The 24,842-nt window shown below is 67.2% G+C and carries 21 protein-coding genes; 14 read left to right on the top strand and 7 right to left on the bottom strand.

Annotated features, from left to right (window positions below; translation table 11 throughout):
* Positions 1-11 precede the first annotated feature (11 nt).
* From rpoA to DVU99_RS08685, 7 genes are all read left to right on the top strand, one after another.
* Positions 12-1,010, top strand: a complete 999-nt coding sequence (rpoA, locus tag DVU99_RS08715) for a DNA-directed RNA polymerase subunit alpha (protein ID WP_026033857.1) — start codon at positions 12-14, stop codon at positions 1,008-1,010.
* Between the two features lie 308 nt (positions 1,011-1,318).
* Complete coding sequence (gene rplQ / locus DVU99_RS08710) at positions 1,319-1,699, top strand: 50S ribosomal protein L17 (RefSeq protein ID WP_114239840.1); 381 nt, start codon at positions 1,319-1,321, stop codon at positions 1,697-1,699.
* A 274-nt stretch (positions 1,700-1,973) separates the two neighbouring features.
* Positions 1,974-2,486, top strand: coding sequence for a disulfide bond formation protein B (locus DVU99_RS08705; protein ID WP_114239839.1), 513 nt, complete (start codon positions 1,974-1,976; stop codon positions 2,484-2,486).
* Entirely contained in the window at positions 2,486-3,871 is a 1,386-nt protein-coding gene (locus DVU99_RS08700; protein WP_114239838.1) for a class II 3-deoxy-7-phosphoheptulonate synthase, read from the top strand. Before DVU99_RS08705 ends, DVU99_RS08700 begins: the two co-directional genes overlap by 1 nt.
* Before the next feature lie 269 nt (positions 3,872-4,140).
* A complete protein-coding gene (locus DVU99_RS08695) occupies positions 4,141-5,766 on the top strand; it encodes an MASE1 domain-containing protein (RefSeq protein WP_232823526.1) in 1,626 nt (541 codons plus the stop codon).
* 189 nt (positions 5,767-5,955) lie between these two features.
* Complete coding sequence (locus DVU99_RS08690; RefSeq protein ID WP_232823525.1) at positions 5,956-6,714, top strand: c-type cytochrome; 759 nt, start codon at positions 5,956-5,958, stop codon at positions 6,712-6,714.
* Complete coding sequence (locus DVU99_RS08685; RefSeq protein ID WP_114239835.1) at positions 6,711-7,994, top strand: cytochrome c; 1,284 nt, start codon at positions 6,711-6,713, stop codon at positions 7,992-7,994. The genes DVU99_RS08690 and DVU99_RS08685 overlap by 4 nt, the downstream gene beginning before the upstream one ends.
* On the opposite strand, the gene DVU99_RS08680 is transcribed toward DVU99_RS08685, so the two are convergent.
* Positions 7,966-8,952 carry an NAD-dependent epimerase/dehydratase family protein gene (locus DVU99_RS08680; protein WP_114239834.1) on the bottom strand — a complete coding sequence of 329 codons (987 nt, stop codon included), beginning with the start codon at positions 8,950-8,952 and terminating at the stop codon, positions 7,966-7,968. The genes DVU99_RS08685 and DVU99_RS08680 overlap by 29 nt on opposite strands.
* 91 nt (positions 8,953-9,043) lie before the next feature.
* Here DVU99_RS08680 and DVU99_RS08675 point away from each other — a divergent pair, with 91 nt between their 5' ends.
* Complete coding sequence (locus tag DVU99_RS08675; RefSeq protein WP_114239833.1) at positions 9,044-9,952, top strand: LysR family transcriptional regulator; 909 nt, start codon at positions 9,044-9,046, stop codon at positions 9,950-9,952.
* Here the strand turns inward: DVU99_RS08675 and DVU99_RS08670 are convergent.
* On the bottom strand, positions 9,949-10,446 hold the full coding sequence (locus DVU99_RS08670; RefSeq protein WP_232823524.1) for a mismatch-specific DNA-glycosylase: 498 nt from the start codon (positions 10,444-10,446) through the stop codon (positions 9,949-9,951). The two genes, DVU99_RS08675 and DVU99_RS08670, sit on opposite strands and share 4 nt — an antisense overlap.
* 190 nt (positions 10,447-10,636) lie before the next feature.
* Between DVU99_RS08670 and rng the strand changes: the two genes are divergently transcribed.
* The 4 genes from rng (at position 10,637) to DVU99_RS08650 (ending at position 19,345) form a co-directional block, all read left to right on the top strand.
* A complete protein-coding gene (gene rng / locus DVU99_RS08665) occupies positions 10,637-12,124 on the top strand; it encodes a ribonuclease G (protein WP_114239831.1) in 1,488 nt (495 codons plus the stop codon).
* 47 nt (positions 12,125-12,171) lie between these two features.
* The gene (locus tag DVU99_RS08660) at positions 12,172-16,083 is read left to right on the top strand and encodes a YhdP family protein (RefSeq protein WP_232823523.1); all 3,912 of its coding nucleotides are present in this window, start codon (positions 12,172-12,174) and stop codon (positions 16,081-16,083) included.
* A 155-nt stretch (positions 16,084-16,238) separates the two neighbouring features.
* A complete protein-coding gene (gene tldD / locus DVU99_RS08655; RefSeq protein WP_114239829.1) occupies positions 16,239-17,678 on the top strand; it encodes a metalloprotease TldD in 1,440 nt (479 codons plus the stop codon).
* 248 nt (positions 17,679-17,926) lie between these two features.
* Complete coding sequence (locus tag DVU99_RS08650) at positions 17,927-19,345, top strand: YeiH family protein (RefSeq protein WP_114239828.1); 1,419 nt, start codon at positions 17,927-17,929, stop codon at positions 19,343-19,345.
* Between the two features lie 300 nt (positions 19,346-19,645).
* Here DVU99_RS08650 and yjgA read toward each other — a convergent pair whose 3' ends face one another.
* The gene (yjgA, locus tag DVU99_RS08640) at positions 19,646-20,224 is read right to left on the bottom strand and encodes a ribosome biogenesis factor YjgA (protein WP_114239826.1); all 579 of its coding nucleotides are present in this window, start codon (positions 20,222-20,224) and stop codon (positions 19,646-19,648) included.
* Between the two features lie 29 nt (positions 20,225-20,253).
* Positions 20,254-20,502, bottom strand: coding sequence for a DUF1653 domain-containing protein (locus tag DVU99_RS08635; protein WP_114239825.1), 249 nt, complete (start codon positions 20,500-20,502; stop codon positions 20,254-20,256).
* Between the two features lie 114 nt (positions 20,503-20,616).
* Here DVU99_RS08635 and pmbA point away from each other — a divergent pair, with 114 nt between their 5' ends.
* Both pmbA and DVU99_RS08625 read left to right on the top strand, forming a co-directional pair.
* Complete coding sequence (gene pmbA / locus DVU99_RS08630; protein ID WP_114239824.1) at positions 20,617-21,969, top strand: metalloprotease PmbA; 1,353 nt, start codon at positions 20,617-20,619, stop codon at positions 21,967-21,969.
* Between the two features lie 112 nt (positions 21,970-22,081).
* Complete coding sequence (locus DVU99_RS08625; protein WP_114239823.1) at positions 22,082-22,525, top strand: DUF4870 domain-containing protein; 444 nt, start codon at positions 22,082-22,084, stop codon at positions 22,523-22,525.
* 39 nt (positions 22,526-22,564) lie between these two features.
* On the opposite strand, the gene DVU99_RS08620 is transcribed toward DVU99_RS08625, so the two are convergent.
* The 3 genes from DVU99_RS08620 to DVU99_RS08610 form a co-directional block, all read right to left on the bottom strand.
* Positions 22,565-23,347: a hypothetical protein gene (locus tag DVU99_RS08620; RefSeq protein WP_114239822.1), complete on the bottom strand. Its 783-nt coding sequence runs from the start codon at positions 23,345-23,347 to the stop codon at positions 22,565-22,567.
* Positions 23,348-23,467: 120 nt separating this feature from the next.
* On the bottom strand, positions 23,468-24,367 hold the full coding sequence (locus tag DVU99_RS08615; RefSeq protein WP_114239821.1) for a polyprenyl synthetase family protein: 900 nt from the start codon (positions 24,365-24,367) through the stop codon (positions 23,468-23,470).
* Positions 24,351-24,608, bottom strand: a complete 258-nt coding sequence (locus DVU99_RS08610) for an exodeoxyribonuclease VII small subunit (protein ID WP_114239820.1) — start codon at positions 24,606-24,608, stop codon at positions 24,351-24,353. The genes DVU99_RS08615 and DVU99_RS08610 overlap by 17 nt, the downstream gene beginning before the upstream one ends.
* Positions 24,609-24,842 lie beyond the last annotated feature (234 nt).

The following is a 24,842-nucleotide window of genomic DNA, read 5'->3' as shown; positions in this document are numbered from 1 at the left end:
CGGAGCCCTGCATGGCAGTTTCGTCAACTAGCGTGCTGCGGCCTCGCGGCCTCAGCGTCGAGCAGCTCGGAGCCAACCGCGCCAAGGTGGTGGTGGAGCCGCTCGAGCGTGGCTTTGGCCACACCCTGGGCAACGCGCTGCGTCGCGTGCTGCTTTCCTCGATCCCTGGCTCTGCCATCGTCGAGGTGGAAATTGATGGCGTGCTGCACGAGTACACCACCCTCGAGGGTCTGCAGGAGGACGTGATCGAAGTCCTGCTGAACCTCAAGGACGTGGCGATTCGCCAGCATTCGGGTGACGAAGTCACCCTGACCCTGTCCAAGAAGGGCAAGGGCGTGGTCACCGCCGGCGACATCGCCGTCGACCACTCGGTGGAAATCATCAACCCCGAGCACGTGATCTGCCATCTGACCAAGGACATCGCTCTCAACATGCGCCTGAAGGTGCGTCGTGGCGTCGGCTACCAGCCGGCGAGCGCGCGCCAGCATCCGGATGATGAAGCTCGTCCGATCGGCCGCCTGCAGCTCGACGCGTCGTTCGCGCCGGTGCTTCGCGTGGCTTACGAAGTTGACGCTGCTCGTGTGGAGCAGCGCACCAACCTCGACAAGCTCGTGCTGGATATCGAGACCAACGGCACCATCGGTGCGGAAGACGCGGTTCGCAAGGCCGCCGAGATCCTCAACGACCAGCTGTCGGTGTTCGGTGACTTCTCGCGTCGCGAAAGCGCCACGGACAAGGCGGAGAAGGGCGGTTTCGACCCGCTGCTGCTCCGTCCGATCGACGACCTGGAGCTCACCGTGCGTTCGGCGAACTGCCTGAAGGCCGAGAGCATCTACTACATCGGCGACCTGGTGCAGAAGACGGAAGTCGAACTGCTCAAGACGCCGAACCTCGGCAAGAAGTCCCTGACCGAAATCAAGGACGTGCTGGGTGGTCGTGGTCTGGCCCTGGGCATGAAGCTCGAGAACTGGCCGCCGCCGGGCCTGTCCCACGGCATGCAGCTGGGCTGATGTGGTTTGGGGCGGCCGTTCGCGGTCGCCCCTGCTGTTAGGGTTGCTGGCGGGGTTGCCTCGGTATCCCCGCCAGTCGCCTCAAGCGACCCCCAAGGTCGCAAGCTGTTCGGGCGACTACCTTGGTCGCTTGGTATTGGTCGCCTGACGAGTGTTCATCCCTCGGATTTTGCAGGCGCCCGAAACGGCCACCCTGGCCGTCTTGCTCAACAAGAGCCCGTTTCACGAAGGGCTTCACCAGCGGGTAACCGCGGGAAGTCGGACGTAACCGCCGACTTTTCATAACAACAGACATAGAGAGTATTGCCATGCGCCACCAGAAATCCGGTCGCAAGCTCAACCGCACGAGCAGCCATCGCGAAGCCATGTTCAAGAACATGGCGGCGTCGCTGATCAAGCATGAGCTGATCCGCACCACCCTGCCCAAGGCCAAGGAACTCCGTCGCGTCGCCGAGCCGCTCATCACGCTCGCCAAGACCGATGGCGTCGCCAACCGTCGTCTCGCCTTCGCGCGCCTGCGCGACAAGGAAGCGGTGGGCAAGCTGTTCATCGAGCTGGGCCCCCGTTACCGCGAGCGTCCCGGCGGCTACCTGCGCATCCTCAAGGCCGGCTTCCGTCCGGGCGACAACGCCCCGATGGCCTACGTCGAGCTGGTCGATCGCCCGCGCGGCGATGCCGCTGCCGAGTAATCGGTAAGCGACAAACGTTTTGCGAAACCTCGGCCGGGCAACCTGCCGGGGTTTTTGCTTTATGGGTGGCTGCAGGAGCGCACCCTGTACGCGAGCGAACGGGCCTCGAGCTTATGGAGCAAGTGGAGCCTTGTCCCATGCGTGTTCAGGGTTGGGGGCAGGGGCGTGCACAGGCTGCGCTCCGACAGCGGGCGCGGATGATGGGGCTGGAGGGCTGACAGGGCCCGGGGGGAGCGGGTAATGTCCCGCTTTCGCAACGCAGCATGTCCGAGCCATGAATCCATTCCGCTGGTCGTATCGCGCCACCTATTTCGCCGGTTTCCTCGTTTGCGTGGCCCTGCTGGGCTACGCGCTGTATGCCGAGCACGTGCTGGGCATGATCCCTTGCCCCTTGTGCATCTTCCAGCGCATCGCCTTCATGGTGATGGGCGTGTTCTTCCTGCTGGGCGGGCTCCATGCCCCCCGCGGCGGCAGTCGCTGGGTATACACCGGTGGCGTGCTGCTCGGCGCGTTGGACGGCATCCTGACAGCGGCGCGCCACCTTTGGCTGCAGACGCTGCCGGCCGACCAGATTCCCTCCTGTGGCCCGAATCTCGGTTACATGATGGATACGTTCCCGTTCGCCAAGGTGCTTAAAATGGTCTTCACCGGTTCGGGCGAGTGCGCCAAGATCGAGCCGGTTTTCGGCCTGCCCATGCCGGCCTGGACGCTGGCCTGGTATCTGCTGCTGGCCTTCGTCGCACTGTATGCGGCCGCCCGCAAGCGAGCCTGGGCGGACCGCCTTTGATGTCACACGCCATGTCGATGCCGTCCGTTCCCGCTTCACTGCCTGACCAGTGGTCGCCCGCCAGCTGGCAGCAGCGCCAGGCCTTGCAGCAGCCCGTCTACGAGGATGCCGGCGAGCTGGCGCAGGCCGCCCGCGAGTTGGCCGCGCTGCCGCCGCTGGTGACCTCATGGGAGGTCCTGGCGCTGAAGCAGGCACTGGCCGACGCGCAAGAGGGCAAGCGTTTCCTGCTGCAAGGCGGCGATTGCGCCGAGAGTTTCGCCGACTGCACCAGCCCGATCATCTCCAACCGGCTCAAGGTGCTGCTGCAGATGAGCCTGGTGCTCGTGCATGGCCTCAAGAAGCCCGTGCTGCGCGTGGGGCGATTCGCGGGGCAGTATGCCAAGCCTCGTTCGACCGACACGGAGACGCGCGAGGGCGTGACCTTGCCCAGCTTCCGCGGTGATCTGGTCAACAGTCCGGATTTCACGCCCGAGGCGCGCCGGGCCGATCCGCGGCGCCTGCTCCAGGCCCATGCGAACTCCGCGCTCACCATGAATTTCGTGCGAGCGCTCATCGACGGTGGATTCGCCGACCTGCACCACCCTGAATACTGGGACCTGGCCTGGGTCGAGCATTCGCCGCTGGCTGCCGAGTATCGCCGGATGGTCGCCGCGATCGGTGATTCGCTGCGCTTCATGGAGACCCTTGCCGGTCCGATCGCAGGCTTCTCGCGGGTCGACTTCTTCACTTCGCACGAAGCGCTTCTGCTGCATTACGAGGAGGCGCTGACCCGTCAGGTGCCGCGCCACCAGGGCTGGTTCAACCTGTCCACCCATTTCCCATGGATCGGCATGCGTACGGCGGCGCTGGATGGCGCCCACGTGGAGTATTTCCGCGGCATTCGCAACCCGGTGGCGGTCAAGGTCGGTCCTTCGGTGACGCCGGATCAGCTGCTGCCGCTGATCGATGCGCTCAACCCCGAGGATGAGCCCGGCCGGCTGACCCTGATCCATCGCATGGGCAGCGCTGCCATAGGTCGCGCGCTGCCGCCGCTGCTGGAGGCCGTGCGTAGGGAAGGGCGTCGGGTGTTGTGGGTGGCGGACCCGATGCACGGTAATACCGAGACGACCTCCAACGGCTACAAGACCCGCCGTTTCGACAATATTCGAGGCGAGCTCGACCAGGCGTTCGATATCCATGCATCCGCGGGCACGCGCCTGGGGGGCGTGCATCTCGAACTCACGGGTGAGAACGTCACCGAATGCATGGGCGGTGCGCGTGACCTGAGCGAGGTGGACCTGGAGCGTGCCTACAAGTCGATGGTCGATCCTCGTCTCAATTATGAGCAATCGCTGGAGTTGGCCATGTTGATCGTGCGCAAATCCGCCGGCTCATTGCCCGGTTGATCGCCGGATCGGCGAGTGTGCCAGCGAGCCCGGCCCAGGCCGGGCTTTTTTGTTTTCGCCGGCTCAAGCTGACGCGAGACTGACTTGTCTGAATGATGAGCGGCAGATGAATATCCGGCGAAGTTTCCTGCGAGAATGGCGAACGCGTGAACAGTTTTGGCTACGACTTATGGGGCCAGCCTGAGGCGCGATCCAAACAGGGGTTGTAGTCGATGCGGGCGGCAAGGAACGGAATGAGAGACGCATGGAGGCAGGGGTGGGCGGGTGCGGTGTTCAGGCAGGTTGCCGTCACGGTGGCTTATGCCATCTGCTACAGCCTGCTGCGCGATGTTTCCGTATCCCACTGGAGTCTGCAGGCAGGCCTGCGCGTGTTGTGCCTGGCGCTGTTGCCCTATCGATACTGGCCCTCCGTGATGGTGGGCGAAGCCCTGCCGATGGGCTGGCAAGGCTGGTTGAATCATGAGCGCTTCGGCACGCTATGGGCCTGCACACTGGCGGGGCCGGCAGCCCTGTTGTGCGCGCCGCCGTTTGCCTGGTGCCGGCGGCGGATGCCGTTGATGTCCCGTGGTGAGGTGAATATCCCGGCGCTGATGGTTTTCATCCTGGTTGGCGCGGTGGTTACGGCACTGGCCAGCACCCTGTCGCTGTCTTTGATGCGGATGCCGCCCGGGCAGGCGGCACCCGAAATCACGATGCATGTCGTGCTGACCTATTTCCTGGGCTGCTATCTGGGCACCTTAACCGTCGCGCCCGCCGCCCTCGCGGCATGGCAGGGTTTTCGGTGGCGGGCGGGACTGGCGGGAACGCGGGGGCAGGCGTTCATCCGGGACACGCTCACCGGGGTGCTGCCGCCCTTGTCGCTGCTGGCGTGGCTCGCATCCCGGACGGAATATGGCGAGCTGGTCGAAGTCGCCCGTATGGCCATGTTCCTGCCGGTGGTGTGGATGACCTTGCGCCATGGCTGGCGGGGCGCGGCGATCGCCGGCGCGTTGGCCAGTGTGGCGGTGGAGCTCACGGTGACAGCAGTGCGCGATCCTGCGGTGATCCAGGCCCAGACGCTGATCGCTTTTGCCGTTTCCAGCTTGTTGATGCTGGGCGCCCGACTGGCGCGCAGCGACGCATCGCCCGCGGCGCGGTCGGCTCGGGAGGATGAGCTGGCGTTGCGTGGCTTCCAGTTGGCGCAGCAAGGGCTCTACCAGGAAGAACAGCGGTTGCGCCAGGTGGCCGAATCGCTGGAGCGGCTAGGCCAGTCCATGCGGGACGGACAACGGCGGATGATCGAGCGCCTGCGGCCGGTATTGCCGGAGAGCGTGGGCGACACCTATGCGCGCCACATCGACCTCACCCAGATGGAAATGCACCGCCTGGCCAACGCGTTGCATCCGCGCACGTGGCGTGAGCAGGGACTCGCCGCCACGTTCGAGGAAGGGCCGCTGGCGCAGGCGGCCTCGCTGGCCGGTGCCAGCTATCGGTGTGAACTCAGTGGCAGTGGCCTGCGCGAGCTTGCTCCGGATGTCCACATGATGCTGTACCGCCAGGCGTGCGAGGTGCTGGTGTACCTGCTCGCACGCGAGCCCCTGCGACACGTCCACGTGCATATCCGTGGCGGCCACACGCGCGGGCGTCGCTGGGTGGTGCTGCGACTGCGCGGCATGCGTGTCGCCGTCACGCAGCGAGGGCGCTCCGTGCCGGAATGGCGCCAGATCGTGTCGCTCCTTGGCACCAACGGGCAGGGCATGACCACGATCCGCGAACGTGCGCTCATCTACGGTGGCCTGGTGCACGAGCATGGCGACGAGACGCAGCTTGGCGTCAGCCTGTTGCTGCACGATGCCTTGCGTACCGAGCCCTCGATGAAGCTGCACGCTCCGCTGTCTCGCGTGGTGTCTGCTTAGCGGTTGAACCGGTTCGCAGTCATGGCTGGACTGCAACCCGGGCGCGCAAGTTGCTGCGGCATGATGTCGCGAAATGACGGCGGCGGAGGTTCCAGCCTGGTTGGCACGGGGCCGCTGCCTATAATCGGGGCTGCGATGACCGGGCCGTGGACAGGCCCGGTGCGCCCATATGCGTAGGCCGGGGACGTCATGAAAGGACTTTCAGCGATGCTGTGGCGGGCCATGCGCGTGATCGGTACGTGCGCGCTGCTGGCTACCCTGGATGCCGGTGGCGGAGTGAGCGCGCAGGACGCGGCGCATCCGACCATTCCCGATACCTTGCAGCAGCGCATTGCCGCATGCACCGCCTGCCACGGCGCCCACGGCGAAGGCACGCCGGAGAGCGGCTTCTTCCCCCGTCTGGCGGGCAAGCCTGCCGGCTACCTGGCGCGCCAGCTGAAGGACTTCCAGGACGGCCTGCGCAAGTACGCGCCGATGGAATACATGACGCGCCAGCTGAGCCCGGCGTATATGCACGAGATCGCCGAGTACTTCGCAGCGCAGGAGGTTCCCTACGGTCGCTCGCCGTTGCCGCGCCTGTCGGCCGAGGTGCTGCGTCGTGGCGAAACCCTGGTGACCCGGGGCGATGTCTCGCGGCAGATCCCTCCCTGCGTCGCCTGTCACGGCGGCCAGCTAACCGGCGTGCAGCCGGACATTCCGGGCCTGGTGGGGCTGCCGTACGACTACATCAGCTCCCAGCTCGGCTCGTGGCGAACAAAGACGCGAGCCACCGTCGCGCCCGATTGCATGGCCGAGATCGCCAACCGCCTGAGCGACTCGGATATCAGCGCGGTATCGGGCTGGCTTGCCAGTCGCGAGTTGCCCGCGGACATGCATGCGCAGGCGGCCGGCAGCGTGACGCCGCCGTTGCATTGCGGCGTGCTGGGCAATAAGGAGGGAGGCGCATGAAGCGTGCGCTTTGGCTCGTGGCCGTAATCCTGCTCGCGCTGGCCGGATGGTGGGTGTTGCGCGATGGCACTCGCGCGCCGGTTGCGCCGTCGGCCAGCCGGGTCAGCGCGGCCACGCTGAAGGATCCGGCGCTGATCGCAAAGGGCGAGTACCTCACCCAGGCCGGAGATTGCGCCTCGTGCCATACCGTGCAGGGTGGCCAGCGCTATGCGGGTGGCCGCGTGCTGCCCACGCCGTTCGGCAACATCACGGCGCCCAATATCACGCCCGATCGCGCCACCGGGCTGGGCGAATGGAGTTTCGAGGATTTCTGGCAGGCCTTGCATAGCGGCAAGGGACGCCACGGAGAGCTGCTGTATCCGGTGTTCTCCTATACCAGCTTCACCAAGGTCACCCGCGACGACGTACTGGCGATCTTTGCCTACCTGCAATCGCTGGCGCCGGTGCGGCAGGCGCCGGTGGCACCCGGGCTGTCCTTTCCCTACAGCGTGCGCAGCAGCCTCAAGGCCTGGCGTGCCCTGTATTTCCAGGAGGGCGAATACCAGCCCGACCCGTCGCGCACGGCGGAGTGGAATCGCGGGGCCTATCTCGTGCAGGGCCTGGGGCATTGCAACGAATGCCATGCGTCGCGCGATTCGCTCGGTGGTTCGCAGAGCAAGCCGGCCTTGGCCGGCGGGCAGATTCCGGCGCAGAACTGGTATGCGCCGGACCTGAGCACGCAAGCCCATGGCGGGCTTGCCGGCTGGACGGCGCAGGACATCGTGGACCTGCTCAAGACCGGCCGCTCCGCGCGCGGCACCGCGTTCGGGCCGATGGCCGAGGTGGTGGCGCGGAGTACCCAGCACCTGCACGACGACGACCTGCGGGCGATAGCCGCCTACCTGCAATCGCTGCCGGCGCGTGCGCCGGCGGTGGCTGACAGTTCGCCGCTGGATACCCGGCCGATCCTCGCGCAGGGCGCCAAGGTGTACGCGGAGCGTTGCGCCGATTGCCACGGCAAGGACGGCAATGGCGTGGCGGGCGTGTATCCGCCGTTGAACGGCAATTCGTCGGTGAACGAACCCAGCGGCATCAACGCGGTCCGCGTAGTGTTGCTGGGTGGTTTTGCGCCGGTTACCGCAGGCAACCCGCGTCCTTATTCGATGCCCCCGTTCGCCCAGCAGCTGAGCGACGGCGATGTGGCGGCGGTGGTCACCTACATCCGCCAGTCGTGGTCCAACCAGGCTTCGCTGGTGCAGGAGCGCGACGTGATCAAGTACCGGCACACGCCGATCGACTGAGCGGGGTGGGCAGGCAGCCTGCACCCTGCAACGCCGCGCGTACGGCTTCGTCGAGCGGGGTGTACAGCGCATCGCCAAGCAGCGCGCGCAGCTTGCCGTCGTCCAGCCGGATCGGCTCGCGCCACAGGTAACGCATGCGGCAAAGCTCGCGCAGGGTCTCGTGGAAGGGGGTGGCAAGTTGCGCCAGCCACCACGGGAATCGGCCGGCCCTGGCCCGAGGGTTGCCGCTGGCGCGCCGGATGGCCGCGAGCATGGCGTGGCCATCCAGCCAGTAGCCGCCGAAATGGAAGGTCTCGATGTCGGCGAGAGCATCCTCATGCTCGAGCAGGCGTGCCATCGCCTCGGCCACGTCCGGCAGGTAGGCCCAGCTGTGGCCGATGGCGTAGTCGCCGGGATAGCGGATGCCCTGCACCGGTCGGCCGGCTTGAAGCACTCCCTGGGCGAACCAGTTGTTGCCGGCACGTGGCCCGAAAAAGTCGCCGCAACGCAGGACAAGGCTACGAACGCCTTCTTCGCCGGCGGCCCGCAGCCGGCGCTCCATCTCGGCGCGGATCTCGCCCTTGCGGGTGGGCGGATGCTGGGGCGAGCGTTCGTCCAGCAGCGGAAAGGCATCGGCGCCGAAGTTGTAGATGGTCCCCGGCAGCATGATGCGGGCATGGTTCGCCCGCGCGGCGGCGATGCTGTGGTCGAGCATGGGCAGCACCACCTTGTCCCAGCTCCGGTAGCCGGGCGGATTGACGGCATGCACGATCAGCTCGACGCCCTCGGCGGCACGCAGTACGTCCGGCAGGCGCAGGGCATCGCCGATTTGCCATTCGACCCGGGTATCCGCCGGTGCGGCGGGTGGATGGCGTACCAGGGCGCGAACGCGCCAGCCGTGGCGCGACAGGGCGAGGCAGGCTTCGTGGCCGATACCACCGTGGGCACCGACAACCAGGGCAAGGCGTGGATGGGACATGGCGAGGCCTCCATTAAAGAGGACGCCAGCATGCGAGTCCGGCAGCTCAAAGAAAATTGCCGATGGCTGAAGGTCTGCTATACAAATATGCATGGCTGACGCCCACCCCAGCTGGGAGCTCTACCGGTCCTTTCTCGCCGTGATGCGGGAAGGCAGCCTCTCGGCCGCGGCTCGCGCGCTGGACATGACCCAGCCCAGCCTGGGCCGGCACATGCGGGAACTGGAGGCCTCGCTGGGCGTTGCGCTGTTTGCACGCTCCCCGCAGGGACTGGCGCCCACGGCCATCGCGCTGGAACTGGTGCCGCACGCGCAGGCCATGGCTTCGGCTTCGGCGGCGCTGCAACGGGTGGCCTCGGCCGGGCAGGGGCAGCCCAGCGGGACGGTACGGCTCACCGCCAGCGAGGTGATCGGGGCCGAGGTACTGCCGCCCATCCTGAGCGCGTTCCGCCAGCGTCATGCGGGCATCGTGATCGAGCTGGTGCTGTCCAACCAGCCGGCCGACCTGCTGCGGCGCGACGCCGACCTTGCCGTGCGCATGGTCCGACCCACCCAGGACGCACTGGTGGCAAGACACGTGGCCACGGTGGAGCTTGGCCTGTTCGCCCATCGGCGCTACCTGGACGTGCATGGCGTGCCCACTTCGCTGGCAGAGCTGGCCCGGCACACGCTGATCGGCTTCGACACCGAAATGCCGTACATGCGCCGCCTGCGGCCCGCCGGGTTGCCGTTCACCCGCGAGCACTTCGCGCTGCGTACGGACAGCGATCTGGCTGCGCTGGCGGCAGTCCGATCGGGCTATGGCATCGGCGTGGCCCAGGTGAACCTGCTGCGCGACCAGCCGCAGATGGTGCGGCTGCTGGCCGACGAGGTGGCGGTGCCGCTGGATACCTGGGTAGTGATGCACGAAGACCTGCGCCCGAGCCTGGCCGTGCGCAGCCTGTTCGATCACCTGGCACAGGCGCTGGCGGCCTACGCGGCTGGCGCGATCCCAGGCGGCTAGTCGCCTTTCACGGCCCGGGCCAGCGCCATCCAGGGCGCAAGGTCCCAGTGTCCCCGCGCTTGCCCGGATGGTGAGGGCAGCACGAACAATGGCGTGTCGCCGATCCGCTCCGGCTGCAGGCCGTAGTCCGCCTGGCGGCCCAGTGCGGCGCGGGCCGCTGCCTTGCTGGTAAAGGCCAGCAGCCGGGGCGCATGATGGCGGATGCGTTGCTGCAGGGCTGCCACGTCGAAGGCATCGCGCGGCAGTTCGTCGTCGTTGCCCATGTGGTGCTTGGCCAGGTCGGTGAGGCCGATGCCCAGCGTCGGCAGCAACGGGTACTCCGCCGGAGCAAGCAAGCGGGGTGTCAGACTGACGGCGTGCAGGGCTCGCCAGAACAGGTTGCCGGGATGTGCGTAGTACGCCTGTTCTTCGGCCGAGCGGCGGCCTGCGGCCGTACCGCAAAACACCAGTGCGAGGCCGGGTTGCAGCAGGTCGGGCAGGATCGGATCGCGCATCGGGCACAGCATAGCGGCTGGGGGCAGGCTGCCCCAATGAAACACCGTTCGGTACACAAAATGTTGCGAACTTGCGTGAATGTGCGCGCCAGTTGGCGACAACACCGAAAAGGCCAAGGGCCGGCAACGCTACGCATCGACAGTGTGCGCGTACTGCCGCTATAAAGATCGCCCATCAAGGGAGTGCCCGGTGAGCGAAGAAATCCTGATCAACGTGACTCCACGCGAGACCCGCGTCGGCGTAGTGGAGAACGGCATGTTGCAGGAAGTGCACGTGGAGCGGGCTTCCAAGCGCGGCTATGTGGGCAATGTGTACAAGGGCCGGGTGCAGCGGGTGATGCCCGGCATGCAGGCGGTGTTCGTGGACATCGGCCTGGAGCGGGCGGCCTTCCTGCATGCCTCGGACATCCTGCGCCCGCCGCTGCCCGCGTCGGCCGATGGCTCCGAGGTGCCGACCAACGGCAATGGCCATGTGCCTTCGATCAGCGAGCTGGTGCACGAAGGCCAGGAGATCGTGGTGCAGGTGGTCAAGGACCCGATCGGTACCAAGGGTGCGCGCCTGTCCACCCACCTCTCGATTCCCTCGCGCTACCTGGTGCTGCTGCCGCACGCCAAGACGCTGGGCATTTCCGCCCGCATCGAGGAGGAGGCCGAGCGCCAACGGCTCAAGGACGTATTGAACGCGCTCATTGGCGAGAACCCGCTGGGCTACATCGTGCGCACCAATGCGGAAGGGCAGACCGCCGAGTCGCTGGCCTTCGACGTCACCTACCTGGGCAAGGTATGGCGGGTGGTGCAGGAGAACATCGCCAAGGCCAAGGTCGGCGAGCGCGTGTACGAGGAACTTTCGCTGCCGCTGCGCAGCTTGCGCGACATGCTCAACGACGACATCGAGAAGGTGCGCGTGGATTCGCGCGAGACCTTCGAGAAGGTCGTGAAGTTCGTGCACAAGTTCATGCCGCATCTCGATGACCGCATCGAGCACTACAGCGGCGAACGGCCCATCTTCGACCTCTACGGCGTGGAGGACGAGATCCAGCGCGCGCTGAAGAAGGAGGTGCCGCTGAAGTCGGGCGGTTACCTGATCGTCGACCAGACCGAGGCGATGACCACCATCGACGTGAATACCGGCGGCTATGTCGGTACGCGAAATCTCGAGGAAACCGTTTACCGCACGAATCTGGAGGCGGCGCAGGCTGCGGCGCGCCAGCTGCGGCTACGTAACCTGGGGGGCATCATCATCATCGACTTCATCGACATGACCGACGAGGAGCACCGGCGCCAGGTGCTGCGCATGCTCGAGAAGGGCCTGCTGCGCGATCACGCCAAGACCACGGTCTATCCTATGTCGGCGCTGGGCCTGGTCGAAATGACCCGCAAGCGCACCACCGAGAGCCTGGAGCGGCAGTTGTGCGAGCCCTGTCCGGCCTGCGGCGGGCGCGGCACCGTGAAAACCGCCGAGACGGTGACCTACGAGATCTTCCGCGAGATCACCCGCGCCGTGCGCCAGTTCAACACCGAAAAACTGCTGGTGATGGCCAGCCCCAAGGTGGTGGGCCGCATCCTTGAGGAAGAATCGTCGGCCGTTGCCGAATTGGAAGAGTTCATCTCCAAAAGCATACGCTTCCAGGCTGAAGAGCATTATTCGCAGGAACAGTTCGATGTGGTCTTGTTGTAGGCGCCTGCGGCGCTCCGCCGCCGGGCGGGCCTTGGCGTGAGCAGGCCGTGAACGCCCCCTGGCTCAAGCGCATGCATCTGACCTCCCGGGCCCTGGCCTGGGTGGTGGGCGTGGCCGTGATTTCACTGGCCGTGCTGATGGCGCTTGCGCAGTTGTTGTTGCCGACGCTGGCGCAGCACCCGCAGTGGGTGGCTGAGCAGTTGGGGCAGCGCCTGCAGCGGCCGGTGACGTTCGATTCGCTGGAGGGCCGCTGGCAGCCTGCCGGCCCGTTGTTCGTGATGCGCGGCATGACCATCGGCGCCAGCGACGGCCAACCGCCGCTGCGCATCCCCGAGGCCGAGCTCAAGCTGGATTTCGGCGGCTGGCTGCTGCCCAGCCGGCATCTGCTCAACCTGCGCGCACGCGGCCTGCAGCTCGACCTCAGCCGGGATACCGATGGCACCTGGCACATCAACGGCATCGGCCTTGCTGGCGGCCAGGAGAGGCAGACACCGGCGTTCGGGCAACTGTCGGTGGGCCTGTGGCTGCGCGACACGCGCCTGGACATCACCGACCAGCGGCTGGATCGCCATTACACCCTGCTGGCCGACCAGCTGCGGTTGAGCCGTCAGGGACGACGCATCCGCGTGGGTGCGTTGCTGCGGCGTGAAGGCGCCCCCGGCGTGCTGCGCGGCGCCGGCAATTTCAGCGACGACGGATCGGACGGCAAGCTGTGGATCGGGGGCACCGACCTGGACCTGCACGCCATGTCCGCCGGCATCGATATGGGCGGCTATACGGCCGAAAGTGGCAGTGGATCCTTCCAGTCGTGGCTCGACTGGAAGAACGCCAAGGTCGTGCGCAACCTCACCCGCTTCCACCTGCAGCAGTTGGCGATCGGCAATCCCGATGGCGTGACGGCGCAGGTGCCTGCGCTGGATGGCATGGCCGAGCTCGCCATTGGCGACGACGGCTACACGCTGCGCTGGGCGGACGATGATGGCGGCGCCGTGGTGGCGCGCCTGCAGGGCATGGGCACCGACCAGGCGCGCGTCGATGCCGCCGTGCGCAACCTGCAACTGGGGCCGCTGGTGCCGCTGCTGGCGCTCAAGCCCCAGATGTCGCCGGCGCTGGCGCAATGGGTGGGTTCGGGCAAGCCGCGTGGCGAGATCGCCCTGGCGCAGCTGCACTGGGATCACGCCGACGGCCTGCAGGGCCTGGACGTGGCGTTCAAGGGCCTGGCGATCGATCCCGCCGGCAAGTTGCCCGGCGTCGATGGCCTGCAGGGCGAGCTGCGCGGGGATGCGGAGGCCATGGTGCTGTCGCTGCCGGTGCAGGCCACGGTTGTGCGCTTCCCGCATACGTTCCGCGAGCCGTTCGTGATGCCTCGCCTGGGCGGCGATGTGGCGTTCTGGCATGACGCCGACGCCTGGCATATCGGCACCGACACCTTCACCTTCGAAGGCACCGGTTTTGGCGGACAGGCGCGTGGCGAAGTGGCGCTGCCCGATGCCGGCGGTCGCCCGTTCCTGGACCTGTACGCCACGGTGATGCACGCCGACGTGGTGGCGGCCAAGCTGTTCTGGCCGATCGACTCGATGCCGGCTCCCGCCGTTCAGTGGCTGGACCAGGCGCTGGCCGGCGGCCAGCTCGATCACGCCGACGTACTGGTGCGTGGCGACCTCAAGGATTGGCCGTTCCATGCCAACGAGGGGCGCTTCGAAGCGCGCGGCGAGATCAGCGGGCTGCAGCTCGAATACGGCAAGGACTGGCCGATCGCGCAGAACGTCACGGCGGTGGCCAACTTCATCAATGGCGGCATGCTGGTCGAGGCCAGCGCCGGCGAGTCGCTCGGCAACAAGGTCGAGCACGCGGTGGCGCTGATTCCCGAACTGGGCCACACGGTGCTGGACCTCAACGTCAGCGGCAGCGGCACCGGCGCGAGCATGCTGGAATTCGTGCGCAAGAGCCCGATCGGCATGCACCAGGCCGACGTGTTGTCCAAGCTCAACCTGGGCGGTACCGGAAGCTTCGACTTCCACCTGTCGCTGCCGGTGGCCGACATGCCGCACTTCCTGCTGGATGGCCGGGCGCAACTCAAGGGCGTGGACTTCAATGCGCCGGAATGGAACCTCAAGCTCGACAAGCTGACCGGGCCGGCCACGTTCGACAAGGCCGGTTTCCACGCAGGTCCCTTGGACACCAGCTTCCGCGGCCAGCCGTCCAAGCTGGATCTGGCCATCGCAGGAGCCACTGGCCAGGCCGATACGCTGCTGTCGGCCAAGCTGAGCGGGCGCTACAGCATGGGCGAGCTGACCCAGGGCTACAAGGAGCTGGACTGGCTCAACCAGGTGGCCGACGGACGCGCGGACTTCAACATCGGCTTCGGCATCGTGCATACCGGTGCCTCGGCAGCCACCACCCAGCAGCTGAGCGTGGATTCCAGCCTGGCCGGCATGGCGCTGGATTTCCCGGTGCCGATGAAGAAATCGGCCGATGCCAGCCTGCCGTTGCACCTGGACATGAATCTGCCGATGAATGGCAGCGAGGTGCAGCTGGCGGTGGGGCAGGTGGTGCGTGCACGCATGCGCCTGCCGCAGAACGAAAGCCAGCCGTTTGCCGCCACCTTTGCCTTCGGCACCAAGCCCCCCGACACGCTGCCTGACCGTGGCATCCGTGTGCGTGGGCGGGCGGCCAAGCTCGATGTCACCGGTTGGGTGCAGTACGCCGCATCGGGCAGCAGCGGGAGCGGCCCAGGACTGGAGAGCATCGACGTCACCGCGGATCAGGCCATGGTGTTTGGCCATCCGTTTGCGAACATGCACCTGTTGGCCACGACGGCCAGCGATGGTCTTACGGTCGACGTGGACAGCGCCGCGCTGGCAGGTCGCTTTGCGATTCCGCTGGCCGATCTGGGCAAGCGTGGCGTCACGGCTCGCCTGCAACGCTTGTATTGGCCCAAGGACGTGGTGCCTCCACCCAAGAAGGCGGGTGACGCCGACAGCAGCGGGGCAGCGCAAGCGGCATCGGCAGCATCGCCTGGCTCGGTGGCCGCTGCCGGGGCGGCGGTCGTGAATCCTGCGGCCACCGGCATCACGCCTTCCGCATTGCCGCCGTTCCACCTGTGGGTGAGCGACCTGCGCTTCGGCGATTCCAAGCTGGGCGACGCCCGCCTGGAGACCTGGCCCACCGATCGCGGCATGCACATCGATCAGTTGCGCACGTTGTCGCGTGGAGTCCAGATCAACGGTACCGGCGACTGGAATGGCACCGCTGGCGACAGCCATTCGCACATGCGCATCGACTTCGCGGCCGAGAACATGGGGGACATGCTCAGCGCCTTCGGTTACGAGGGGCTGCTGGCCGGCGGCAAGGTGCGCTCCCAGCTCGATGCCACCTGGCCCGGCGCACCGTCGGCGATGGAGCTGGGCAACATGGACGGCAAGCTCACCATCAACATCACCGATGGCCGCATGCCCGAGGTCACGCCCGGCGTGGCGCGCCTGTTCGGACTGGTATCGGTGCTCGAACTGCCGAGGCGCCTCTCGTTTGACTTCGGCGACGTCTTCAGCAAGGGCCTGGCCTTTGACGCCATCACCGGCGACTTCAAGCTGGGCGATGGCAACGCGAACACCGACAACCTGCAGATCCGCAGTCCCGCCGCGGAGATCTCCATCAAGGGGCGCACCGGCGTGCGTGCCAAGGATTACGACCTGCAGGTGCTGGCCGTGCCGCATGCCGGCAACAGCCTGCCGGTGGTGGGCGCGGTGGTGGGCGGCCCGATCGGCATCGCGGCCGGATTTGTCGCGCAGGGCATCCTTGGCAAGGGCATCAACCATGCTGCCAGCGCCCGTTACAAGATCACCGGCAGCTGGGACAAACCGGTGATCACCCTGATCGAGAAGAAGGACGTGCCGGTCGAGTCGCCGCTGACCGGCGATGCTGGCGCGCCGGCTCCCGCCAGCAGCAGCGCCCGTTGAGTTCACGCGTCGGGCGGATGGCTGTCGCAGCAGCGGCGCGACGATGCGTTGCCCGCGCGACTACCCAGGCCAGGGAGCTGCGGCCTCGTGACCTTTAAACCGGCGGCGACGGCCCCCAACTTGCTAAAATTCAACCTTTTACACGACGAGACTCCATGGATTCCCTGATCGCGCTGGCTGAACGCCGCCTGCTGGCCCCCGGTGGCCTGGCCGCCACCGACCTCGACCGTGTGTTCAACCAGCTGATGGGGCCGTCGATCGACGCCGCCGACCTGTATTTCCAGCACTCGCGCAGCGAGTCCTGGCTGCTGGAAGAGGGCATCGTCAAGGACGGCAGCCACTCCATCGAGCAGGGCGTAGGCGTGCGCGCCATCAGCGGCGAAAAGACCGGCTTCGCCTATTCCGACGAAATCGTGCTGCCGCAGCTGCTGGATGCCTCCAAGGCTGCACGTGCCATTGCCCAGGGCGGCAATGGCGCCGGCAAGCCGCTGGCGCTGCATGGCGCCCGCCAGCTGTATCCGGCCATCGATCCGGTGGAAAGCCTGCCCAATCCCGACAAGATCGCCCTGTTGCGTGAGGTGGACGCTTATGCGCGTTCGCGCGATCCGCGCATCAAGCAAGTGATCGTGAGCCTGGCCGCCACCATGGATACCGTGCTGGTGGCAGCGTCCGATGGCACTCTCGCGGCCGACGTGCGCCCGCTGGTGCGCTTGAACGTGCAGGTCATCGCCGAGCAGAGCGGTCGCCGCGAGCAGGGCAGCGCTGGCGGCGGTGGTCGCTACGGCTATCGCGAGCTGATCGACAACGGCCGCGCCATGGCCTTCGCCGACGAGGCGGTGCGCCAGGCGCTGGTGAACCTCGATGCGGTCGACGCGCCGGCCGGCAGCATGCCGGTGGTGCTCGGTCCCGGCTGGCCCGGCGTGCTGCTGCACGAGGCCATCGGCCATGGCCTGGAAGGCGACTTCAATCGCAAGGGCAGCTCAGCCTTCGCCGGCCGCATCGGCCAGCGCGTCGCCGCGCCGGGCGTCACCGTGGTCGACGACGGCACCCTGGTCGGTCGCCGCGGCTCGCTCAGCGTGGACGACGAAGGCACGCCGACCGAGTGCACCACCCTGATCGAGGATGGCATCCTCAAGGGCTACATGCAGGACAAGCTCAACGCGCGCCTGATGGGCATGGCGCCGACCGGTAACGGCCGCCGCGAGTCGTTCGCGCAGCTGCCGATGCCGCGCATGACCAACACCTACATGCTGGCCGGCCAGCACGCGCCGGAAGAAATCATCCGCTCAGTGAAGAAGGGCCTTTACGCGGTGAACTTCGGTGGCGGCCAGGTGGACATCACCAACGGCAAGTTCGTGTTCTCCGCCAGCGAGGCCTACCTCATCGAGGACGGCCGGATCACCCGCCCGGTGAAGGGCGCCACCCTGATCGGCGCCGGTCCGGAAGTGCTCAACCGGGTGTCGATGATCGGCAACGACCTGGCGCTCGACGAAGGCGTGGGCGTATGCGGCAAGGACGGCCAGAGCGTGCCGGTGGGCGTGGGCCAGCCGACGCTCAAGGTGGACGCGATGACGGTGGGTGGCACGGCCTCGTAAGCTCCGCGCCTGCCGCCAGTCGAGTTCCCGGGGCCCGCCTTGAGCGGGCCTCTTGCCGTGTGGCCGCAGGCTCCCGTGGCCCGCGCATGTGACGGTTTCCGTCGCACGGGCATATGCATAGAACGAAAGCTCATTTCGCCATGGCCTCGTGCAGGGGGACAGTGGAGCTTGCGGATGGCTGTCCGGCATGAATCGGTCCGGACGTCTGGATGTCTGAATCTGGGTTGCTTGCGACGAGGGGCGAGGTCATGAGTGAAGTCACGCGCGTGCTGCCGGTCGGGGCGCGGCCAGCCGATGGCGCCGAGGTGCGTGCGCCGCGTACGGGGATCTTTTCCAATGAAGACTGGTGGTCGGTATGGATCGGCCTGCTGGTCATCGTGGTGGCCTGGGCGTTGTTCGCCAGCGGCAGCAGCCTGAAGTGGCTGGCGGTGGCGCCGGCCAAGTGGACGACGCTGGCCGAGGCCGGGCTGGCGCTGGCCGGCCACTGGCCGAATTACCTGGCGCTGTTCGCCGCCTTTGCGCTGCTGTTCGGTACGGCGTTGGCGGTACTGGGACAGTCGCTGGCCCGCTTCCTGCCCAGCTTCCTGATCCTGTTCGTCGCCTCGCTGTTGATCTTCAACGTGTCGGCATGGACCCAGGCCTCGCGCTACAACCTCGAGGCGCCGCTGATTGCGCTCGTGCTTGGGCTGCTGGTGTCGAACGTGTTCACCTTGCCGGAGTGGTTCCAGTCCGGCCTGCGCGTGGAGTTCTACATCAAGTTGGGCATCGTGCTGCTGGGCGCGACGTTGCCGCTGACCCTGCTGTTCTGGGCCGGCCCGGTGGCGGTGGGACAGGCGACCATCGTGTCCTTGGCGACATTCTTCACGATCTTCCTCACCGGCAAGGCGCTGGGCCTGGACAAGCGTTTCGCCGCGGTGCTTGGTGTCGGCGGCGCGGTGTGTGGCGTGTCGGCCGCGATCGCCGCAGGCGGTGCAGTGCGAGCGCGGCGTGAGCAGACCTCGATGGCGATCACCCTGGTGGTGGTGTGGGCGATCGTGATGATCTTCGTGCTGCCGCTGGCCTCGCGTGCGCTTGGCCTGTCTACTGCGGTGGCCGGTGCGTGGATCGGCACCTCCGAGTTCGCCGATGCCGCCGGCATCGCCGCGGCGCAGGCCTATGGCGATGCGGCGCGCAACGCCGGTGGCGCCATTGCCGGCGCGCCGGATGCGGCGGTACAGGCGTTTACCCTCATGAAGGTGGGGGGCCGCGACATCTGGATCGGCATCTGGGCATTCACCCTGGCCTGGGTCGCCACCACCCGCTGGAACTACGAAGGCGGCGTGGAGGCCAAGGCCGATGCGCGCGAGATCTGGGCACGCTTTCCCAAGTTCGTGATCGGCTTCGTGCTGGCCTCGGCCCTGGTCACCTGGATCGCCAGCCATTACTCGCTGGCCGATTACCGCAAGATCGTCACGCCGGACCTGGTGGCGCCGATCAGCACACTGCGCACCTGGGCCTTCACCTTCTGCTTCCTCAGCATCGGCCTCACCACGCGGCTGCGCTCGCTCACGGCTACTGGCTGGAAGCCGTTGCTGGCCTTCACCGCAGGCGTGGCGGTGAACATCGTGATCGGCTACGTGCTGTCGGTGCACGTGTTCGCCCATTACTGGAACGGGCTGGGTGGATGAGCATCGCGGCCATGCCTGACGCAGGGCGCGAGAGGCAGGGCCGCTGCAGCGAGTGCCGCCACCGCCTGGATGAGCGGCACGCGCTGGAAAAGGCCTTGCCAGGGTGGGCGTCGCTGGGTTCGGCCCACGGCGCTACCGTCGCGAACAGCCGCTTGTGCCTCGTGCATGACTGCTGGGTGTCGCCGGGGGATGGCTGCAGGCGGTTCAGGCCGGTGAAGTGAGGGGCCTGGGTCGCGCACAGGGTGCGCTCCTACAACGAAGCCCGTGTAGGAGCGCACCCTGTGCGCGACCGGTCGATCCTCAGTCTTCGGTGATCTCGGAGCCTTCGGGCTCACCCGCATCTGCGGCGGTATCCGCAGCGCCCGAGGCCAGCTCCTTGAGCAACTGGTAGATCTCGCGGTAGGCGCGCGGCGGCTTGTTGGCATCCTTCTCGGCCTTGGCCTGGCGTACCAGCGAACGCAGGTGCTGGCGGTCGATGTTCGGATACCGCTCGATCAACTCGCCCATCACCGCATCGGTGTCGGTCAGCAGGCGCTCGCGCGTGGCCTCCATGCGATGCATGGCAGCGGTCTCCTGGCGCTGGCGCTCGCGGTTTTCACCCAGGGCGGCGCGCACGCCGTCGAATACCTCGGTGTCGTGGCGGCGCATCACCTTGGCCAGGAACTGCAGCTGGCGCTTGCGCGCGATATGCGCGGTGATGCGGCGCGTATTGGCGATCTCGCGCAGCACGTCCTCGGGCAGCTCCAGCCGTGCCAGCTTGCTGGCGGGCAGTTCGACCAGTTGGTTGGCCAGCGCCAGCACCGCCAGCGCGTCGCGGCGCTGCTGCGTGCGGGTAGGGCCGTAGTCGTGTTCGGAATCGTGGGTGTAGTTGCGGTTCACTCGGGGTCTTCCAGCAGGTCGGCCAGGCGTCAGTGGGACGCGGCGTGGCCATCGAACGGGGTGGGTTCGGCTTGCTCCAGCGCAAAGCGCGGGATCGGCTCGCCATCCAGCTCCACGGTTTCGCAGAACATGGTGGCGGGGCGCACCCACAGGCCGAAGTCGCCATAGAGCGCCTGGTAGACCACCACCTCTTCCATTGTCTCGCTGTGCCGGGCCGTACCCAGCACGCGGTAACGCTGGCCCTTGTAGTGACGGTAGATGCCGGCTGTCGGTGACATGGCGTTCTCCGTGGACGCTCTTTGCAAAACGGCCGGGCCACCCCCATGTCGTGGGGTTGCGCGGGTAGGACCGCGTATTCTACCCGTTACCCGCTTGCCTGCAGGAATTCACGCGTGACCGAACTTGCCCCCACCCAGGACCGCAGCCTCGAAGAGCTCGATCGATTGGCCCAACTGGCCGAGGATGTGATCCGCCGGGCCCGCGCGGCCGGTGCCAGCCAAGCCGAGGTGGCCGCCAGCATCGACACGGGCCTGAACGTGAACGTCCGGCTGGGCGAGGTGGAGACGGTCGAGCACACGCGGGACCGCGGCTTCGGACTGACCGTGTATTTCGGCCAGCGCAAGGGTTCGGCCAGCACCGCCGACCTCAACCCGGACTCGATCCAGGCCACCCTGGAGCAGGCCTGCGCCATCGCCCGCTACACCGAGGAAGACCCGGCGGCCGGCCTGGCGGATGCTTCCCGTATGGCCACGGAATTCCCGGAACTGGACCTGTGGCACCCCTGGCGCATCGACACCGCCGGGGCCATCGCCCTGGGCAAGGCCATCGAGGATGCCGGCCGCGCTCACGCGGGCATCACCAATTCCGATGGCGCCGGCGTGCAGATGGGCGAGAGCCTGGCCGTCTACGCCAACTCGCACGGCTTCCTGGGACGCGAGCGCGGTACCCGCCACTCGCTGTCGCTGTCGCTGATTGCCGGTGACGAGGATGGCATGCAGCGCGACTACTGGTACGACAGCGTGCGCGCTGCCGGGGATTTCATGAGCGCCCAGGCACTGGGTGACAAGGCGGCGCAGCGCACGCTGTCGCGCATGGGCGCACAGCGCCTGTCCACGCGCCAGTGCCCGGTGCTGTTCTCGCCGGAAGTGGCGCGCGGGCTGGTCGGCCACCTGGTGGGCGCGGTGAGCGGCGGTGCGCTGTATCGCCGCGCGAGCTTCCTGCTCGATCACGCGGGCAAGCAGGTCATGCCCTCGTGGATGAACATCGTGGAGCGTCCGTTCCTGATGCGCGGCCAGGGCTCGGGCGCGTTCGACGCCGAGGGCGTGGCCACCCGCGACAGCTCCCTCATCGAGAACGGCGTGCTGGCGCGCTACGTGTTGGGCAGTTATTCGGCGCGCAAGCTGGGACTGGAATCCACCGGCAACGCAGGCGGCATCCACAACCTGCTGGTCGAGCCGGGACAGGACGATTTCGCCGGCATGCTCAGGCGCATGGGCACCGGCCTGCTGGTGACCGAGGTCATGGGGCAGGGCGTGTCCACCATCACTGGCGACTACTCGCGCGGCGCGGCGGGCTTCTGGGTCGAGAACGGCCAGATTGCCTACCCGGTGGAGGAAATCACCATCGCGGCCAATCTGCGCGACATGTACGCCAACATCGTGGCCGTGGGCGCGGACGTGGACCCGCGCTCGCACATCCTCACCGGCTCCATCCTGCTGGAGCAGATGACCATCGCCGGCGAATAGCCGATCTTGTGGGGTAAATCCGGCGGGTCCTTGCTAGGATCGAACTCGCCGGCTGCACGGAAAGGAACAAGCCGGCAGGAAAATCAGGGTTCTACGACCAGGAGAAGTGCGCATGAGCGTTCCGCCCGAGTCCGTCGTACCGCCGCCGTCGAATGGCCCTTCCTCCGTTCCGCCATCGGACGCGCCTTCCGCCGAGCAGCGGCAATGGGCGTTGTTCGCCCACCTCTCGGCTTTGATCGGCCTGATCATCACCGGCACCTGGTTCGGCTGGGGCTGCTTCATCGGCCCGTTGGTGATCTGGCTGGTGAAGAAGGACACCATGCCCTTCGTCGACGACCAGGCCAAGGAAGCCCTCAACTTCAACATCACCGTGGCGATCATCCTGCTGGCATTGAAGGTGCTGGTGGTGATCACGCTGGGGTTGGGCGTGATGATCGCGATTCCGGTCGGCACCGTGGTGGTGGTGGCCTGGCTGGTGTTCACCATCATCGCCGGCATCCGCGCGAACGAAGGCGTGCGTTACCGCTATCCGTTCACGCTGAGGTTGATCAAGTAGCGACGCTACCCGGGGCGGCCAATGCCGCCCCTCGCCGGCTCAGTGCAGCCCCACGTAGGTGCGCTTGAAGCTCACCGGCTGCTGCAGTGTGGGTACCTTCCAGGCGCCGGTGACCACCAGTTGCTGGCCATCGGCCGACATGGCCCAGGTCTGGTCCAGCTGGGTGCCGTCGGCGTACTGGATCGACACCGTCAGGCGGCCGTTGTCGACGTGGCCGCGCACCATCGCATTGCCGTTGAGCGACTGATGCGGCAGGCCGTCGAGCTTGCCGGTGAGCTGGTCGCCATTGTTCAGGCGCACCTGGAAGGTCTTCGCGTCCTGGGTCACCAGCAGCACCGAATCGACGTTCAGCAGCGGCGGCATCGGGTAGGTGGCCGTGGCCAGCGGGTCCTTGTCCCCGCTGTTGGCCGGCTTGCTGGCGGAGTTGCCGCCCCCGTGCCGTCCGTGACCACCGCCCATGCCGCCGCCACCCATGCCGCCGCCGCCCATACCTCCGCCGCCACCCATGCCGCCACCGTGGCCCATGCCTCCGCCGCTGCCGCCACCACCCATGCCGCCGCCATGACGGCCGCCGGGTGGGGTGGAACTGGATGATGAAGAGGCGGGAGCCTGCTGCTGCAGGCTGGCCTGCTGTTCCTTGCGCGCTTCGGCACGCATGGCGGCCGTCAGGGTGGCCGGGGTATCGCTGTTGCGGTCGTCCAGGCGCCAGGCGCCACTGAAGTCAGGAGCCTGTGGCGTTGCGGCAAGGACCGTGGTGGCAAGCAGCAGGCCAAGCGCAACGTAGGCGCCGGCCAGGCGCGGGAGGGAGAGGAATCGGGACATGGGCAACGAAGCGAGGGGGGTACCTCACTGCAAAACGTTGCGATGCGATCGTTGTTGACACGCAAGATGCCGATGGCGTGATGGTGGCCCACCGCACGCCTGAAAGGGAGTATGTCGGCCTCAGCGCAGGCGGGCGGCCGCGTAGCGAGCCAGTTCTTCCAGCAGGATGCCTTGCCTGCCGAACGGGGCGATGGCCTCCAGCGCGTCGGCGGTAAGTCGCGCAAGGTGTTCGCGCGAGGCTGCCATGCCGATGATGGAAGGGAAGGTGGGCTTGTCGGCGGCCGCATCCTTGCCGACGGTCTTGCCAATCACTTGCGATTCGCCCTCGACGTCGAGGATGTCGTCGCGCACCTGGAAGGCCAGGCCCACGGCATGGGCGTAGCGGTCGAGCGACTCCAGCGCCTCGTCCGGTGCGCCCGCCGCCAGTGCGCCCAGGCGCACTGCGGCACGGATCAGGGCGCCGGTCTTGCAGGCATGCATGTGTTCCAGCTCGGCCAGCGTCAGCTTGCGGCCGACCGCCGCCAGGTCGAGCGCCTGTCCGCCGGCCATGCCTTCCGCACCGCAGGCGCGGCCCAGCACACGCAGCATCTCCACGCAGCGCGCCGGGGAAACGCCCAGCTCCACGTCGTGGGCCAGCAGTTCGAAGGCAAGCGCCTGCAACGCGTCGCCGGCCAGGATGGCCATGGCCTCGCCGAACACGATGTGGCACGTGGGGCGGCCGCGCCGCATGTCGTCATCGTCCATCGCCGGCAGGTCGTCGTGCACCAGCGAATAGGCATGGATCAGCTCCACCGCGCAGGCGGGGGCGTCGAGACGGGAGCCGTCCTCGCCAAACGCATGGCCGGCCGCGTACACCAGCAGCGGGCGCAGGCGCTTGCCGCCGCCAAGCACGGCGTAGCGCATCGCGCGGTGCAGTTCGATGGGGGCGGTGTCTTCGGGCGGCAGGGAACGGACGAGCACGTCCTCGGCGCGGGCGATCAGGGACTTGAGATCGGCGCCGAGTTCAGAGCTCGGGTTCAAACGGTTCGGCAGTATCTGGGGCATCGGGGTCGAGCAGCAGTCGCACACGCAATTCGGCATTTTCCAATGCCTGCTGGCAGTGGCGATAGAGGCCGATGCCGCGCTCGAAGGAGGCGAGGGACTCATCGAGGCTCAGGTCGCCGCCTTCCATACGCGCCACCAGCTGCTCGAGTTCGTCCAGCGAGTGTTCGAAATCGGCGGCGGGAGCGGGACTGGCAGGGGCGGAAGCAGACTTGGCCATGGCCCGCAAAGCTAGCGCAGGGGGCGACCGGAATCAATCCAATGCGACCAAAAGGTCGCACCGACGGTGCGACGCACCCCCGCCGCGCCCACCCTGTGGGTGACGGTGGAGGGCTCAAAGCCCCACTCGACGGGCAAGGCGGAACCATCCGGGTTCCGCCGTCGCCGCCCTGTTGGTTTTCGCGCACAGGGTGCGCTCCTACAGGGGGAGGGCTGGCGCTTTTGTAGGAGCCCA

It is taken from the genome of Dyella sp. C9, assembly GCF_003332825.1.
In the GTDB taxonomy this organism is placed as follows: Bacteria; Pseudomonadota; Gammaproteobacteria; order Xanthomonadales; family Rhodanobacteraceae; genus Dyella.
This window is presented reverse-complemented; position numbering and strand designations above follow the sequence as displayed.

Coding starts and splice junctions, on each gene's coding strand:
- rpoA (WP_026033857.1), top strand. CDS start 12: ATGGCAGTTTCGTCAACTAGCGTGCTGCGGCCTCGCGGCCTCAGCGTC.
- tldD (WP_114239829.1), top strand. CDS start 16,239: ATGGATTCCCTGATCGCGCTGGCTGAACGCCGCCTGCTGGCCCCCGGT.
- DVU99_RS08610 (WP_114239820.1), bottom strand. CDS start 24,608: ATGGCCAAGTCTGCTTCCGCCCCTGCCAGTCCCGCTCCCGCCGCCGAT.
- DVU99_RS08690 (WP_232823525.1), top strand. CDS start 5,956: ATGAAAGGACTTTCAGCGATGCTGTGGCGGGCCATGCGCGTGATCGGT.
- DVU99_RS08700 (WP_114239838.1), top strand. CDS start 2,486: ATGTCACACGCCATGTCGATGCCGTCCGTTCCCGCTTCACTGCCTGAC.
- DVU99_RS08685 (WP_114239835.1), top strand. CDS start 6,711: ATGAAGCGTGCGCTTTGGCTCGTGGCCGTAATCCTGCTCGCGCTGGCC.
- DVU99_RS08635 (WP_114239825.1), bottom strand. CDS start 20,502: ATGTCACCGACAGCCGGCATCTACCGTCACTACAAGGGCCAGCGTTAC.
- DVU99_RS08625 (WP_114239823.1), top strand. CDS start 22,082: ATGAGCGTTCCGCCCGAGTCCGTCGTACCGCCGCCGTCGAATGGCCCT.
- rplQ (WP_114239840.1), top strand. CDS start 1,319: ATGCGCCACCAGAAATCCGGTCGCAAGCTCAACCGCACGAGCAGCCAT.
- DVU99_RS08670 (WP_232823524.1), bottom strand. CDS start 10,446: ATGCGCGATCCGATCCTGCCCGACCTGCTGCAACCCGGCCTCGCACTG.
- DVU99_RS08675 (WP_114239833.1), top strand. CDS start 9,044: ATGGCTGACGCCCACCCCAGCTGGGAGCTCTACCGGTCCTTTCTCGCC.
- DVU99_RS08620 (WP_114239822.1), bottom strand. CDS start 23,347: ATGTCCCGATTCCTCTCCCTCCCGCGCCTGGCCGGCGCCTACGTTGCG.
- DVU99_RS08650 (WP_114239828.1), top strand. CDS start 17,927: ATGAGTGAAGTCACGCGCGTGCTGCCGGTCGGGGCGCGGCCAGCCGAT.
- DVU99_RS08680 (WP_114239834.1), bottom strand. CDS start 8,952: ATGTCCCATCCACGCCTTGCCCTGGTTGTCGGTGCCCACGGTGGTATC.
- DVU99_RS08705 (WP_114239839.1), top strand. CDS start 1,974: ATGAATCCATTCCGCTGGTCGTATCGCGCCACCTATTTCGCCGGTTTC.